17 protein-coding genes are annotated in these 12,763 nt (G+C 66.5%); 8 read left to right on the forward strand and 9 right to left on the reverse strand.

What is annotated here, in order from left to right:
- Positions 1-90 precede the first annotated feature (90 nt).
- Entirely contained in the window at positions 91-498 is a 408-nt protein-coding gene (locus C8N34_RS13475) for an acyl-CoA thioesterase (protein ID WP_108129270.1), read from the forward strand.
- Here the strand turns inward: C8N34_RS13475 and C8N34_RS13480 are convergent.
- The 3 genes from C8N34_RS13480 to C8N34_RS13490 are packed head-to-tail and all read right to left on the reverse strand — an operon-like array spanning position 495 to position 2,253.
- On the reverse strand, positions 495-1,040 hold the full coding sequence (locus C8N34_RS13480) for a L,D-transpeptidase family protein (protein WP_108129271.1): 546 nt from the start codon (positions 1,038-1,040) through the stop codon (positions 495-497). The two genes, C8N34_RS13475 and C8N34_RS13480, sit on opposite strands and share 4 nt — an antisense overlap.
- Positions 1,041-1,045: 5 nt before the next feature.
- Complete coding sequence (locus C8N34_RS13485; protein WP_054302262.1) at positions 1,046-1,687, reverse strand: HD domain-containing protein; 642 nt, start codon at positions 1,685-1,687, stop codon at positions 1,046-1,048.
- Positions 1,684-2,253 (reverse strand): peptidoglycan-binding domain-containing protein, encoded by a 570-nt coding sequence (locus tag C8N34_RS13490; protein ID WP_108129272.1) that lies wholly within the window; start codon positions 2,251-2,253, stop codon positions 1,684-1,686. Before C8N34_RS13490 ends, C8N34_RS13485 begins: the two co-directional genes overlap by 4 nt.
- Positions 2,254-2,411: 158 nt before the next feature.
- Between C8N34_RS13490 and C8N34_RS13495 the strand changes: the two genes are divergently transcribed.
- Positions 2,412-2,735 (forward strand): 2Fe-2S iron-sulfur cluster-binding protein, encoded by a 324-nt coding sequence (locus C8N34_RS13495; RefSeq protein ID WP_054302260.1) that lies wholly within the window; start codon positions 2,412-2,414, stop codon positions 2,733-2,735.
- A 42-nt stretch (positions 2,736-2,777) separates the two neighbouring features.
- Here C8N34_RS13495 and C8N34_RS13500 read toward each other — a convergent pair whose 3' ends face one another.
- From C8N34_RS13500 to C8N34_RS13510, 3 genes are read right to left on the reverse strand one after another with little or no spacing between them, the layout of a single operon-like run.
- Positions 2,778-3,434: an SDR family NAD(P)-dependent oxidoreductase gene (locus C8N34_RS13500; RefSeq protein ID WP_108129273.1), complete on the reverse strand. Its 657-nt coding sequence runs from the start codon at positions 3,432-3,434 to the stop codon at positions 2,778-2,780.
- Complete coding sequence (locus tag C8N34_RS13505) at positions 3,434-3,862, reverse strand: DUF1178 family protein (protein WP_108129274.1); 429 nt, start codon at positions 3,860-3,862, stop codon at positions 3,434-3,436. Before C8N34_RS13505 ends, C8N34_RS13500 begins: the two co-directional genes overlap by 1 nt.
- A 53-nt stretch (positions 3,863-3,915) precedes the next feature.
- Positions 3,916-4,392 carry an NUDIX hydrolase gene (locus tag C8N34_RS13510; RefSeq protein ID WP_229825642.1) on the reverse strand — a complete coding sequence of 159 codons (477 nt, stop codon included), beginning with the start codon at positions 4,390-4,392 and terminating at the stop codon, positions 3,916-3,918.
- Positions 4,393-4,665: 273 nt separating this feature from the next.
- Here C8N34_RS13510 and C8N34_RS13515 point away from each other — a divergent pair, with 273 nt between their 5' ends.
- Genes C8N34_RS13515 through thpR form a run of 3 tightly spaced genes read left to right on the forward strand, consistent with a single transcriptional unit; the run spans position 4,666 to position 6,954 of the window.
- Positions 4,666-5,205 carry a glutathione peroxidase gene (locus C8N34_RS13515; protein WP_161806002.1) on the forward strand — a complete coding sequence of 180 codons (540 nt, stop codon included), beginning with the start codon at positions 4,666-4,668 and terminating at the stop codon, positions 5,203-5,205.
- Complete coding sequence (locus C8N34_RS13520; RefSeq protein ID WP_242013808.1) at positions 5,202-6,335, forward strand: acetoin utilization protein AcuC; 1,134 nt, start codon at positions 5,202-5,204, stop codon at positions 6,333-6,335. Before C8N34_RS13515 ends, C8N34_RS13520 begins: the two co-directional genes overlap by 4 nt.
- Positions 6,336-6,390: 55 nt before the next feature.
- On the forward strand, positions 6,391-6,954 hold the full coding sequence (gene thpR, locus C8N34_RS13525) for an RNA 2',3'-cyclic phosphodiesterase (RefSeq protein ID WP_054302255.1): 564 nt from the start codon (positions 6,391-6,393) through the stop codon (positions 6,952-6,954).
- On the opposite strand, the gene C8N34_RS13530 is transcribed toward thpR, so the two are convergent.
- Complete coding sequence (locus C8N34_RS13530; RefSeq protein WP_108129276.1) at positions 6,921-8,162, reverse strand: 3-deoxy-D-manno-octulosonic acid transferase; 1,242 nt, start codon at positions 8,160-8,162, stop codon at positions 6,921-6,923. The two genes, thpR and C8N34_RS13530, sit on opposite strands and share 34 nt — an antisense overlap.
- 172 nt (positions 8,163-8,334) lie before the next feature.
- Between C8N34_RS13530 and C8N34_RS13535 the strand changes: the two genes are divergently transcribed.
- From C8N34_RS13535 to C8N34_RS13545, 3 genes are all read left to right on the forward strand, one after another.
- Positions 8,335-9,372 carry a cytochrome-c peroxidase gene (locus C8N34_RS13535; protein ID WP_108129277.1) on the forward strand — a complete coding sequence of 346 codons (1,038 nt, stop codon included), beginning with the start codon at positions 8,335-8,337 and terminating at the stop codon, positions 9,370-9,372.
- A 134-nt stretch (positions 9,373-9,506) separates the two neighbouring features.
- Positions 9,507-9,995: a hypothetical protein gene (locus C8N34_RS13540; protein ID WP_108129278.1), complete on the forward strand. Its 489-nt coding sequence runs from the start codon at positions 9,507-9,509 to the stop codon at positions 9,993-9,995.
- Positions 9,979-10,239 (forward strand): hypothetical protein, encoded by a 261-nt coding sequence (locus C8N34_RS13545; RefSeq protein WP_054302251.1) that lies wholly within the window; start codon positions 9,979-9,981, stop codon positions 10,237-10,239. Before C8N34_RS13540 ends, C8N34_RS13545 begins: the two co-directional genes overlap by 17 nt.
- Here the strand turns inward: C8N34_RS13545 and C8N34_RS13550 are convergent.
- Both C8N34_RS13550 and C8N34_RS13555 read right to left on the reverse strand, forming a co-directional pair.
- Positions 10,221-11,645 (reverse strand): amidase, encoded by a 1,425-nt coding sequence (locus C8N34_RS13550; RefSeq protein ID WP_242013807.1) that lies wholly within the window; start codon positions 11,643-11,645, stop codon positions 10,221-10,223. The two genes, C8N34_RS13545 and C8N34_RS13550, sit on opposite strands and share 19 nt — an antisense overlap.
- Positions 11,646-11,711: 66 nt before the next feature.
- Positions 11,712-12,737, reverse strand: coding sequence for an ABC transporter substrate-binding protein (locus tag C8N34_RS13555; RefSeq protein ID WP_108129279.1), 1,026 nt, complete (start codon positions 12,735-12,737; stop codon positions 11,712-11,714).
- Positions 12,738-12,763 lie beyond the last annotated feature (26 nt).

The following is a 12,763-nucleotide window of genomic DNA, read 5'->3' on the forward strand; positions in this document are numbered from 1 at the left end:
GCCGCCCTTTTTGTTTGTCCGGAGCGCAGCCGGGGCTTCCCCCCTGTGCCGCATCGCGGCATTCTTGCCTTGTAAACAGGAGCCGCCGCCATGCCAGACACAACTGCAACCCCGCCCGACCACGAGCCGGTGATCCGCACTATTGCCATGCCCGCCGATACGAACCCGGCGGGTGACATCTTTGGCGGCTGGCTGATGGCGCAGATGGACCTTGCCGCAGGCAACCTTGCCGCCCGTATCGCCCGTGGCCGGTCGGTCACCATCGCGGTGGAAGGGATGACCTTCCTCAAGCCAGTGAAGGTGGGGGATGTGGTTTCGATCTACGCCGATCTGGAAAGCACCGGCCGCAGTTCCATGCGCATCCATGTCGAGGCCTGGCGCCGCCATCGCTATGACACCGAAAACATCAAGGTGACCGATGCGACCTTCACCTTTGTCGCCATCGACGAAACCGGCCACTCCCGGCCAATCCCGAAAGAGCAGCTGTCGCAGGGCTAGGGGCGGATCTCGATGGGTGTGCCATCGGGGACCAGGGCCCAGATCTCATGCATCTCGGCATTGGTGACGCCGATGCAGCCATCGGTCCAGTCACGCAGCCGGTGCAGCGGTGCAAGCCAGCCCCAGCCGTTCGGCAGGCCGTGGATCATGATATTACCACCGGGGTCCTGGCCTGCGGCATGGGCCGCCGCGCGGTCGCTGGCGTCGGGATAGGAAATGTGCAGGCTCAGATAGGCCGAGGACCGGGGGTTGCGCCAGTCGATGACATAGCGGCCCTCGGGCGTGCGCTCGTCGCCTTCGTGACGCTTGTGGCCGTCATCTGCCGCCGCGCCCAGCACGATGGCATAGCTGCGCAGCAACCTTTCGCCCTGCCAAAGCTCCATCTTCCGGTCGGCCTTGTCCACTCGGATCAGATCGGCCTGTTCTGCCGGGGCAGCCATAACCGGCGGATCACCGGGCGCAAGGCGCGCCATGGCCTTGGTATAAACCCAGGCGCCGGGCAGGGCGACGATAAGCGCCGCAAGGATCAACCGCCGCTGCATCCGGTTCAGCCGATCTCGCGCAGCAGGCGTGACCGGAAGGACATGAGCCAGTCGGCGCCTTCCTCGGCCATGCGGCGGCCCTCGGTGGTCTGCATGGCGTGCACCAGCGGCAGCAGCTTTACCTCGATATGGTCCAGCGCGAAGGCCCGGTCATCCAGCGGGCGGTGGCTGGCCAAAGGGTCGTCGGCATCGAACAGCGCGCCGCCCATCGCACCTGCGACATAGAACATCCGGGCTATCCCCAGCGCGCCCAGCGCCTCCAGCCGGTCGGCATCCTGAAGGATGCGCGCCTCTGTCGTTTCGGGTGGGATGGCGGCGGAAAAGCTGTGGGCCGCGATGGCATGTTCGACAGCGGGCAGTTTTTCCGCCGGAAACCCCTGTGTTGCCAGCCAGTCGACCGCCGCGCGTGCGGAAAGGCGCGACGCCTGTGCCCGTTCGGGGTGGTTCTTCGGCAGATTGACCAGATCGTGAAAGAAGGCGGCGGCCAGCAGAACCTCGGTATCGGCGCCGCCCTCGGCCAGTGCGATGGTCTGGCAGTTGCGCCAGACCCGGCGCAGGTGGCCCAGATCATGCGCGCCATCGCTCTGGTCCTGCCAGCGGCGCAGCACTTCAGCCTCGTAGGCAGCCTGTCTTTGGGTCAGGGTCATTGTATCTCGTCCAGATCTGTTGTGACGATCCCCAGCGCCCGCGCCGCGCGCAGGGACAGCGTGGGGCTGTCAAGGCCCAGCGGCTCCTGAAAGCGACGGATCGATTCCGCCGTGGCGGCATCCATCGTGCCGCTGACCGGCGCCATGTAATAGCCCCGCGCCTTCAGCGCCCGTTGAAGCGTTGCCACGAAAGCCACGGTCATCTGGTCGGGGCAGGGGGTGCGGAAATGTACCGCTTCGCGTTCCTTCACCACACGCTGATGCGCCTCGCTGCTGTAGACCGGCGGGGCGATCAGGTTTCCGGCGGCATCGCGCTGCGCTTCGGTCACCAGCACCTGTTCGGTCACCGTCTCGAACACGGCGGGGGTGACATCGGCGGCCCAGCATTCACCGGGGCCACCCTTGGGCAGCGGGTCAAAGGGCGAGGGCGGGCGGATCACGTCTGCGGCCAGATCGGCGGTCGCCGGGCCCTGCGTTCCGGTGCCGGGCTGGCAGCCTGCCAGAGCGATCAGCGCAAGGAAAAGGGCGACCGGCGCGGGGCGCAGGAGGGCGCGGGATCGGATCATCGGGTCTCTGTTGCTGCTCGTTCTGCCTTCAGGCCGGGGCAGAGTAACGGCAAAATCCGTGCGGCGAAAGGGGGGCAAGACCTGTCGCCGCCGGGCTGGAAGCCCGCGCCGATTTCGCCTATGTCTTTGCCGCAACCTGTGAACAAAGGCCCGGCGAAATGGCGAAGATCACCTATGTGGAGCATAACGGAACCCAGCATGTCATCGAGGTCGCGACCGGCCTGACGGTGATGGAAGGCGCGCGCGACAATGGCGTGCCGGGGATCGAGGCCGATTGTGGCGGCGCTTGTGCCTGTTCCACCTGCCACGTCTATGTCGCGACGGAATGGGTGGACCGCCTGCCCAAGAAGGACGCGATGGAAGAGGATATGCTGGATTTCGCGTGGCAGCCCGATCCGGTACGCTCGCGTCTGACCTGCCAGCTGAAGGTCAGCGATGCGCTGGACGGTCTGGTGGTCAATCTGCCGGAGAAACAGATCTGATCTGACGGCAGGCCCGGTCCGTCAGGGCCGGGTCGGCCGGGGTCAGAACGGATGGGCACGGCCGTCCCAGGTTTCAAACCTGCCGGTCGTGGCAACGTCCAGCGCGTCCAGCCGGTCCAGAATGCCTTCGGCGGCGGCCTCGGGCGTGATTTCGGCGCCACTTCCGCCCATGTCGGTCTGCACCCAGCCGGGATGCAGGATCGAGACGGCAATGCCTTCGGGTGCCAGATCGGTGGCGAGATTGCGCCCGAGATTCAACACCGCCGCCTTGGAGGCCCGATAGGCATAGCTGCCGCCCGGCGCACGCTGGGTAGAGCCCATCTGCGATGACAGGATGACGATGCGCCCGCGACTGGCCCGCAACAGGGGCAGCACGGCCTGCACCGTCAGAAAGACGCCTGTGACGTTGGTGGCAAAGCTTTCGGCCCAAAGCTCCGGCGCATAGCCATCCTCCAGCCGCTGCCCGCGATCCAGCAGCACCCCTGCATTGCAGATCACCGCATCCAGCGGACCCAGCTGCGCGGCGAGGGCTGTCTGCGACGCCGGATCGGTCACATCCAGCCGCTCCCAGCGGATTGCAGGCGTCTCGGGCGGGGTGCCGCGGGTCGTGCCGGTCACCTGCCAGCCCCGCGCATCCGCAGTGGTGGCCAGCGCGCGGCCGATGCCACGCCCGGCGCCGGTGATCAGGAGATGCTGCATCAGTTGGCCTTTCGTACGGGCAGGAAGGGCAGCGGCGCGACGGGCACGCCTTCCTCGATCAGCTTGCGCGCTTCGTCAGGCCGGGCCTCGCCATGGATTGCGCGTTCGGGGCTGTCGCCCGCATGCATGCGCCGTGCCTCGGAAACGAAGTTCATCCCGACATATTCGGAGTTTGCCTCGACTTCGCGGCGCAGCGCCGCCAGCGCGGTTTCAATTTCAGAGGCAGGCGCTTTCAGATCGGGCCGGGCCGCTGGCTCCGCCGCTTTGGCTGCGACTGCCGGGGCCATCAGTGCCTTCTCCACCCGGTTGCCACCGCAAAGCGCACAGCTCACCAGCCCGCGGGCCTTCAGATCGTCGAAAGCAGTGGCCGAGGCGAACCAGCTTTCAAAATCATGTCCTTCGGCGCAGTGCAGCGAATAGCGGATCATGGCCTTTTCCGGGGTTGGGTATCTGTCACAGATGGCCCGCCCGGCGACGGAAATCAAGCACCGCCAGCGGTCTTGCCCGGAAACACCGCCCGGCTGTCAAGGTTGGCCAGCAGGGCCTGCAACTCGGGCTCGGCCACCTTGCGGGCCGCCTTGCGGGGGCGGAACCACTTGCGGCGGCGCTGTTTTTCCTCGGGGAAGCTGCCAGCAAGGGCCGACACCTGCAGCGGGTAGACTGCCACGACACAGGGGACCGTCTGGCGTTTCGGCCCCTCGCCGCGCCCCAGCCCCTTGTCGTAGGAATAAAGCCCCAGACAATGCGTATCCGCCTGACCTTCCACCCCCGCTTCCTCCCACGCCTCGCGGGCGGCAGAGGCTTCGGGGCTGAGCCCGTCAATCGGCCAGCCCTTCGGGATCACCCAGCGCCCGGTATCGCGACTGGTGATCAACAGCACCTCGATCCCTTCACGACCGGCGCGCCAGCACAGCGCACCGTATTGTGTGCGGGTATCCGCCGGTTCGGGGGGCGGCATCTCGGGCCTCATTTCAATCGTCACGTCATTGCCTGCCTGTTACGGCCCGCTACACAAGAACGGGTATGTTCCTTTGCGGGATTCTCTGTATCTTGGGTCTGTCTGAACCCTGATTATGGAACATAGGTTCGACTGACGGCAAGACCAACCTCTGCTACGGGAGATCCTTCTTGCGGGAACCGGAAGCCAGGTTCAGCGTTGCTTGCGGGGGGCCGCAAACTGGCCATTGCCCGTAACGGCCCCGCGCTGAAGGCGGCCGGAAAGGAACAGGGGATGAAACGCATTCACCGTCGCATGCTGATCGGCGCCGCCCTTGCGGTTGCCGGTTTTGGACCTGCCCTTGCTGCCGCTGCTCCGGCTTTCCGCTTTGATGGCATTGACGGCGGCACGCTGGATACATCGGACTGGCGTGGGCGTCCTGTTCTTGTGGTCAATACTGCCTCCCTTTGTGGGTTCACGCCGCAATATGATGCCCTGCAAGCCTTGCAGGATCGTTACGGCCCGCGCGGGCTGGTGGTTCTGGCGGTGCCTTCCGACGATTTTGCGCAGGAGCTGAAAGACGACGCGGCGGTCAAGGAGTTTTGTGCGCTGACCTTCGATCTGACCCTGCCGATGACCCGCATTACCCATGTGCGCGGGGCGGGGGCGCATCCGTTCTATCGCTGGATGGCAGAGGAGCATGGCTTCACCCCCGGCTGGAATTTCAACAAGGTGCTGCTGGGGCCGGATGGCCTGCCGCGCGGTACCTGGGGCGCGCCGGTTACCCCGCTGTCGGCTGCGATTACCGGGGCGGTGGAGGCTGTCCTGCCGTGACATCCGCGCCGGTCGGGCCGCTGTTTCTGGGCTCCGAAATCTATCGTGGTTCCTCCTATGGCGGGCTGCATCCGTTGCGCGTGCCGCGTGTGCCGGTGGTCATGGATCTGTGCCGCGCACTGGGATGGCTGACGCCGCAGGCCTATCGCACCAGCCCGCGCGCCAAACCCGCCGCACTGACGCTGCTGCACGATCCGGGTTATCTGGAGGCGCTGGTACAGGCCGAAAGCCTGACCCGCGCCGGGCAGCCGCTGCCCGATGACTGGCGCCCGCGCTTCGGTCTCGGCACGCTGACCAACCCCTGTTATCCCGAAATGTTCCGGCGTCCCGCGACCGGGGCGGGAGCGATGCTCTGGGCGGCGGAAACCCTGGCAGCGGTGCCATCCGGCGTGATCCATGTGCCGGGCGCGGGCACGCATCATGGCCTTGCCGGGCGGGCTGCGGGCTTTTGCTATCTGAACGATGTGGCTCTGGGGGTGGCGGCGCTGCGCCGGGCGGGTCTGGCGCGTGTGGCCTATGTCGATCTGGACGCGCATCATGGCGACGGGGTGGAGGCGGCCTTTGCCGGTCAGCCGGAGATCCTGCTGATTTCCGTGCATGAGGAAAACCGCTGGCCCTTCACGGGGCGGCTGGAGGATGATGCTGGTGGCAATGCCTTCAACCTGCCGGTGCCGCGCGGTTTTCACGATGACGAACTGGCGCTGGTGATGGACCGGCTGGTGTTGCCCCGTGTGGCGGCGCACCGGCCCGAGGCCATCGTGCTGCAATGCGGGGTGGACGGTCTGGCCGAAGACCCGCTGGCGCGGCTCGCCTTGTCGAACCGGGCCTATCTGGCGGCGGTTTCGGCGTTGCAGCCGCTGGCGCCCCGGCTGATTGTCACTGGCGGCGGAGGCTACAATCCGTGGACGGTGGGGCGGGCCTGGGCTGCGATCTGGGGGCTTTTGTCGGGGCAGGAGATGCCCGACCGCCTGCCGCCCGGCGCCGAGGCGGTGTTGCGTGCTCTGGGCTGGAACGGCGGCGCGCGCGCCTTGCCGTCAGAACAGATCTACGCCACGCTGCTCGACCCGCCGCGCGGCGGCCCGGTCCGGCCTCAGATCCGTGACCGGCTGGCCGTGCTGGCGCGGCGCTGACGGTTGCAGCGCCGCGCAGGTCGCGGCAGCATGGGCCGAACCCGCAGGAGGCCGCATGACGATCCGTGCTTTCATCGCCATCGGACTTCCCGAAGGTATCCGCCGCGACCTGGCCATGCTACAGGCCCTGTTGCCCTTGCCCCGGCGGCTGGAGCCGGAGGATTTTCACCTGACGCTGGCCTTTCTGGGCGACCACCCCGAGCCGGTGCTGGAGGCGCTGCATGACGGGCTGTCGGGACTTGCGGCGGCTCAGTTCAGCCTGACGCTGGAAGGGGCAGGGCTGTTTGGCGGAGTGCGGCCGCGCGTGATCTGGGCGGGTGTGGCGGAGAGCGGGTCGCTGCGGCACCTGCAGGCGCGTGTGGCGCGGGTGGCGGTGCAGGCGGGCATTCCGGTCGCGACACAGGGGTTCAACCCGCATGTGACGCTGGGCCGGGCCGGGGCGCTGGAGCCGGATCAGCGCGCCCGGCTGGAAGCGGCGGTGGCGGCCGCTCATGGTTTTCGCGCCGGGCCCTGGCAGGTCGAGGCCATCGGCCTTTACGCCTCATACCCGGCACGCAAGGGCGCGCGCTATGATCTTCTGGCGGATTACCCGCTGACGGAACGCGCGTCGGGGAGGTGATTCAGAACTGCGCCCAGCAGCGCGGCTGCGGCATCCTCGCCGGTCAGCAGATCGGCGGCGCGGGCGGCCAGACGCGCCTGTGCTGCCGCATTGCAGCCGGTAAGGGCGCTGGCCAGACTGGTCTCGTCGGTGGCAATCGCGCCGCCACCGCTGTCGAGCGAGGCGAAAACCTCTGTGAAGTTATGCACCGAGGGCCCGTGCAGGATGGCCGAGCCATGGGCCGCAGGCTCAAACGGCGTATGTCCTCCCCTGGCGGCGAAACTGCCGCCGATCACTGTGGCCCCAGCCATCGCATACCAGTTCGGCATCTCGCCCAGCGTATCGGCCAGGTAGACCGCCACCTCCGGCCCCGGCGTCTCGCCTGCCGAGCGTGTGGCATAGGGCAGCCCGCCCGCCGCGATCAGCGTCGCGATGGCGGCGCTGCGGCGTGGGTGGCGCGGGGCGAGGATCAGCAGATCAAAAGTGGCCCGCGCGGTCGCAAAGGCCGCCAGCACCACGGCCTCTTCCCCTTCGTGGGTGGAAGCCGCCAGCAGGATGCGTGCGCGCGGATGCGGCGGAGAGAAGGGGAGGGTGACGGGCGGGGCTGCCGCCGCGCGTGCCTTCAGCATCAGCCGGGGACCGAGGCTGCTGGCGGGCAGGCCAAGCGTGACCAGCCGCGCCTCTGAAGCCGCATCCTGTGCCGAGGCCAGCGTCACCCCGCCCAGAACAGCCCGCAGGATGCCCGGCGCCCGGCGCCCCCAGCGCAGGGCCGAGCGTTCGGACATCCGCGCGCCCAGAAGGATCACCGGGCCGCGTCCGGCCATGCGGGCAATCCGTTCAGGCCAGAGTTCGTTTTCCAGCAGGATCAGCGTGCGCGGTTGCCAGCCTGCAATGAAACGACCGACCGCACCGGGAGTGTCAAAGGGGGCCAGACGGGCTGCCAACCCCGGCAGGTTCCAGCCTGCCACCATCGCCCGCGCGGTTCCGGTATTGCAGGTCACCACCATGCGCAGCCCTGGCCGGGCCGCGATGACCCGCTCCACCAGCCAGCGGGCCGAGGCAAGCTCGCCGTTCGAGGCGCCATGCAGCCACAGGTCCACCGGCTGTCCGCCCAGCCCCATCCGTTCGGCCAGCGCCCCGGCGCCGGTGCGCCGGGTCAGTCGCTGCCACAGTGCCACGCCCAGCAAGGCCGGGAACAGAAACCGCAGGATCAGGCGATAAAGCCACATTCACGCACCACAGGAAGGTCTGCCCCGTGCTTAGGCGGGACAGGCGCGGCTGGCAAGCGCGGGAAGTTCTATCTGAGATACTAGAATTAGAATTGATCTAACTCAAAGTCGGCAGCGACCAGACAGGGCAGTCTGGGCCCGGACGCGCTGCAAGAGACGAGGAGAGACCGGGATGCGCAAGCTGACCATCCTGCTACTGGCCACCACGCTCATGACAGGGGCGGCGCAGGCCGATGCCCTGCGCGACGCCGCACTGGAGGCGTTCAGGCCCTTGCCCTCCACCATTCCGGCGGTGAAGGACAATCCGGTGACGCCGGACAAGATCGCGCTTGGAAAGTCGCTGTTCTTCGATCCGCGACTGTCAGCCTCGGGCGTGTTCTCCTGCTATTCGTGCCACAATCTTGCGACGGGCGGTGACGATAATATGGAGACTTCAGTCGGTCATGGCTGGCAGAAGGGGCCGCGCAACGCGCCGACCGCACTCAATGCCGTGCTGAACGAGGCGCAGTTCTGGGATGGCCGCGCGGATGATCTTAAGGCCCAGGCCAAGGGGCCGGTGCAGGCCGGGGTGGAAATGGCGAACACGCCCGAAAATGTGGTGGTGACGCTGAAATCCATGCCCGCCTATGCCGAGGCCTTCGCCACCGCCTTTCCCGGCGAGGCCGATCCTGTGACATTTGACAACATGGCCAGAGCGATCGAGGCGTTCGAGGCGACACTGATCACCCCCGCACCCTTCGACGCTTGGCTGAATGGCGATGACAACGCCTTGTCGACGGAGGCGCGGGCCGGGTTGCAGCTGTTCATGGACAAGGGCTGTTCGTCCTGCCACTCGGGCGTCAATATCGGCGGCCATGGCTATTACCCCTTCGGTCTGGTCGAAAAGCCCGGCGCCGATGTGCTGCCTGTCGGTGACAAGGGGCGCTTCGCCGTGACCGAGACAGCGGACGACGAATATGTCTTCCGTGCTGCGCCTTTGCGCAACATTGCGCTGACCGCGCCCTATTTCCATTCCGGCAAGGTCTGGGATCTGGATGTCGCGGTGGAAATCATGGCCGAAAGCCAGCTGGGCGAGGCGCTGAAGCCCGAGGAAACCGCACGGCTTGTGGCCTTCCTCGACAGCCTGACAGGCACACTCCCGCAGATCACCGTGCCTGTACTGCCGCCGGAAACCGGCGCGACCCCGCGTCCGACACAGGATATCCGCTGATCCCCAGTCAGCGGTCCGGGCGCCGCCCACAGGCGCCCCACTGCCCCCGCCCCGCAAACGGGTGGGGATTTTTTTCTATCCCCTGCGGCGTGCTTTTGGCAGGATGCGCGCGATTGTTCTGTCGAGGTTTCCCCATGCGCCTGTTCTCTGCCCTGTTGCTGTGTCTGCCTGCCGCCGTCCAGGCCGAAACCTCTGGCCCGCTGGTGGGCTGCGAGGTCGGCGAGACCGTCACTGTTCCGGGCTTCAGCGGGCCGGGTACGATTACGCAGGACATGGGCGCGATCTGCATGATCACCATGGGAGATTGCAACATGACCGCCGCCCCGCCCGATGCACTGTTGCGGCTGGCCGACACCGGCGGCGCGGGTGGCATGCTGACGCCGGGTGCCTATGCCTGCTCTGATCCGGGTGGCGTGGCTGACCCCTTCCCGCTGGAGATCCTCGAAGGCGGTAAACTGCGCGACCACTATGGTGCCGAAAGCATCTGGACCCGGCGGGGCGAGGGGGTGTTCGAGGTCACGCAAGGCACCATGAACGGCGTGACGGGGCGGGTGGAGGGCACGGGCTTTGTGCTGGGCGGTTCGAGCCTGTTCACCGAGATGACCTGTGTTCCGCAGGCTTGATCTCGCCTTCCTGCTGCTGGCGACACCTGCGCAGGCGCTGCCGGTTTGCGAGCCGGGCGCGCTGGTCACCGTGCCGGACCGTCAGGCCTTGGCAGTCGTGACAGGCGACGAAGAAGGCTTGTGCCGCCTGCGTTTTGACAGCGGGGACGAGGCCTTGCGCCATCCGGCTCTGCTGCTGGCTACGCCGGCTGGCGACAGCCCGCCCGAACCTGTCGCGCTGCCGGATCAAACTACCGGCGGCTGACGCCCTGGCCAGTCGGTCGCGCGGTGATATTGCTGGCCGATGGCCAGCACCTTCGCATCTGCCCCGGTCGGACCAAATATCTGCATCCCCATCGGCAGACCCTGCGGCCCGAATCCGCAGGGCACGGCCAGCGATGGCAGGCCGATCAGGCTGACGGGCACCACCACCTCCATCCATCGGTGATAGGTGTCCATCTTCCGCCCCGCGATGTCCTGCGGCCAGCGCCAGTCAGCGGGGAAGGGCCAGACCTGCGCGGTGGGCATCACCAGCGCGTCATACTGCCGGAACAGTCTGGCTGCGCGGGCATACCAGCGTGAACGGATGACGCTCGCCTCATGCACCTCGGCGGCGGTGACGCGCAGACCCTGTTCGATCTCCCATTGCGTCTCGGGCTTGAGCTGGTCCCATTTCGCCGGATCGTCGCGCATTGCGCCTTTGGCTCCGGCATTCAGGAAGGCGCGCAGCGTCAGCCAGGCCTGCCACAGCTTTTCGGCCGGGAAGGGCGGGGCGACGGGCTCGATCCGCGCGCCCTGATCCTCCAGCACCCGCAATCCGGCCTGACACAGGTCCAGAATCCCCGGCTCGCAACCATAGGCGCCGCCCCAGTCGCCCAGCCAGCCGATGCGCAGCCCTCGGAGGTCGATCTCCAGCCGGTCTGCATAGGGTTCCACTGCGCGGCCGAACGGTACTTCGGGGTTCTCGCCTGCCAGCACGCCCAGCAGCCGTGCCACATCCTCGACCGTGCGGCCCATCGGCCCCTCTGTCGCCATCGTCGCCATGAACGTGTCGCCCACCGCATCGGAAGGCACCAGACCCCAGGTCGGGCGGAACCCATAGATGTTGCAGAAGGCGGCCGGATTGCGCAGCGAACCCATCATGTCACTGCCATCCGCCACCGTCACCAGCCGCGCCGCCAGCGCCGCCGCCGCCCCGCCCGATGACCCGCCCGCCGTGCGCGAAAGGTCATAGGGATTGCGCGTGACGCCAAAGACCGGGTTGAAGGAATGGCTGCCGTGGCCCCATTCCGGCGTATTGGTCTTGCCGGTGAAAATCGCCCCGGCGGCCCGCAGCCGTGCCGCCACCAGATCATCAGCCCCCGGCACAAAACCGGCAAACAGCGGCGAGCCGTAAGTGCTGCGCAGCCCCTTCACCGCCACAAGATCCTTCACCGCGTGGGGCATCCCGTGTAGCCAGCCGCGCGGTGCCATCTCATCCGCTGCCCGCGCCTCGGCCATCAGCACATCGGGATCGCGTGCTGATACCACGGCATTCACCGCCCCGTTCACCGCCGCCATGCGGTCAAGATGCGCCGCCATCACCTCAGACGGCTTCACCTCGCGCGCGGCAATCAGCCGCGACAGGTCCGAAGCGCTCAACCCGGAAAGCTCCACGCTTTCCTCCTTCATCTGTTCATAAATATCCTCGCGGGTGCGGGGGGAGACAGCCCCCCGCCCCGACCTCAGAGCCCGCGTTTACTTCTGAAGCTCGGTCCAGATCGCGGTCATGTATTCCTGCGCCTTGGGCGAACAGGTCGGCAGGAAGTGGCCCGACGCCTGAAACTCTTCGGGGGTCACCACTTCCGGCGCGGTCTTCATGTCCTCGGGCATGAATTCCTCGGAACCCGTGATGCCATTGGCGTAGCGGGCAAAGGCCGACAGCATGGCCGCATTTTCCGGCAGCATGATGAAGTCGATGAACTTGTAGGCTTCCTCGACATTCTTGGCGTCAGCCAGCAGACCGACCGAATCCATGAACAGTGGGTAGCCTTCCTTCGGATAGCCGTATTTCACCGCCGGATTGGCCAGACGCGCCCGCATGGTCGAGCCGTTCCAGTTCACACTGGCGGCCCAGTCGTTGTTCGACAGCTTTTCGGTTGCGCCGTAATCCATGCTCAGCCAGTCGGGCTTGGCGGCCAGCAGCGCATCACGCGCCTTTTTCAGTACCTCGGTATCTTCTGTGCAGGGTTCGCCCCCGACATACCAGATCGCGAGGTTCACCACGTCGTTCATCTCGGGGACGACGTTGATCTTGCCCTTCAGCTCTTCCGGCACGTCCAGAAAGACGGCAGAGGTGTTGATGTCACCGCCATAGACCGAGGTATTCACGGCGATGCCGGTCGAGCCCCATTGCCACGGCACAGTATATTTGCGGCCCTTGTCCCAGGCCACGTCGATCCACTGCGGCGCGATATTGCCAAAATGCGGCAATTTGGAACGGTCGAGTTCGGTCAGCAGGCCTTTTTCCACCCAGATCGGAACATAGTTGGCCGAAGGCACCACAAGGTCAAAGCCATGCCCGCCTGCCTCGACCTTGGCGAGCGCGGTGTCGTTGCTGTCGTAGTCGGTGACGGTGACCTTGATGCCGGTCTCTTTCTCGAATTTCTCCAGCAGCTCGGGGCTGGTGTAATTGCCCCAGTTGAAGAGTTGCAATTCGCCCGCAGCATGGCCGAGGCTGGTGCTGGCCAGCAGCAGGGCGCTGGCACCAAGCAGTTTCTTCATATCTTCTCTCCTTGTTGGTGGTGGCT

It is taken from the genome of Gemmobacter caeni (genome assembly GCF_003054195.1).
Classification (GTDB): Bacteria; Pseudomonadota; Alphaproteobacteria; order Rhodobacterales; family Rhodobacteraceae; genus Gemmobacter; species Gemmobacter caeni.

Coding starts and splice junctions, on each gene's coding strand:
- C8N34_RS13540 (WP_108129278.1), top strand. CDS start 9,507: ATGCGCCTGTTCTCTGCCCTGTTGCTGTGTCTGCCTGCCGCCGTCCAG.
- C8N34_RS13505 (WP_108129274.1), bottom strand. CDS start 3,862: ATGATCCGCTATTCGCTGCACTGCGCCGAAGGACATGATTTTGAAAGC.
- thpR (WP_054302255.1), top strand. CDS start 6,391: ATGACGATCCGTGCTTTCATCGCCATCGGACTTCCCGAAGGTATCCGC.
- C8N34_RS13535 (WP_108129277.1), top strand. CDS start 8,335: ATGCGCAAGCTGACCATCCTGCTACTGGCCACCACGCTCATGACAGGG.
- C8N34_RS13530 (WP_108129276.1), bottom strand. CDS start 8,162: ATGTGGCTTTATCGCCTGATCCTGCGGTTTCTGTTCCCGGCCTTGCTG.
- C8N34_RS13550 (WP_242013807.1), bottom strand. CDS start 11,645: ATGAAGGAGGAAAGCGTGGAGCTTTCCGGGTTGAGCGCTTCGGACCTG.
- C8N34_RS13495 (WP_054302260.1), top strand. CDS start 2,412: ATGGCGAAGATCACCTATGTGGAGCATAACGGAACCCAGCATGTCATC.
- C8N34_RS13485 (WP_054302262.1), bottom strand. CDS start 1,687: ATGACCCTGACCCAAAGACAGGCTGCCTACGAGGCTGAAGTGCTGCGC.
- C8N34_RS13515 (WP_161806002.1), top strand. CDS start 4,666: ATGAAACGCATTCACCGTCGCATGCTGATCGGCGCCGCCCTTGCGGTT.
- C8N34_RS13510 (WP_229825642.1), bottom strand. CDS start 4,392: ATGCCGCCCCCCGAACCGGCGGATACCCGCACACAATACGGTGCGCTG.
- C8N34_RS13555 (WP_108129279.1), bottom strand. CDS start 12,737: ATGAAGAAACTGCTTGGTGCCAGCGCCCTGCTGCTGGCCAGCACCAGC.
- C8N34_RS13500 (WP_108129273.1), bottom strand. CDS start 3,434: ATGCAGCATCTCCTGATCACCGGCGCCGGGCGTGGCATCGGCCGCGCG.
- C8N34_RS13480 (WP_108129271.1), bottom strand. CDS start 1,040: ATGCAGCGGCGGTTGATCCTTGCGGCGCTTATCGTCGCCCTGCCCGGC.
- C8N34_RS13490 (WP_108129272.1), bottom strand. CDS start 2,253: ATGATCCGATCCCGCGCCCTCCTGCGCCCCGCGCCGGTCGCCCTTTTC.
- C8N34_RS13475 (WP_108129270.1), top strand. CDS start 91: ATGCCAGACACAACTGCAACCCCGCCCGACCACGAGCCGGTGATCCGC.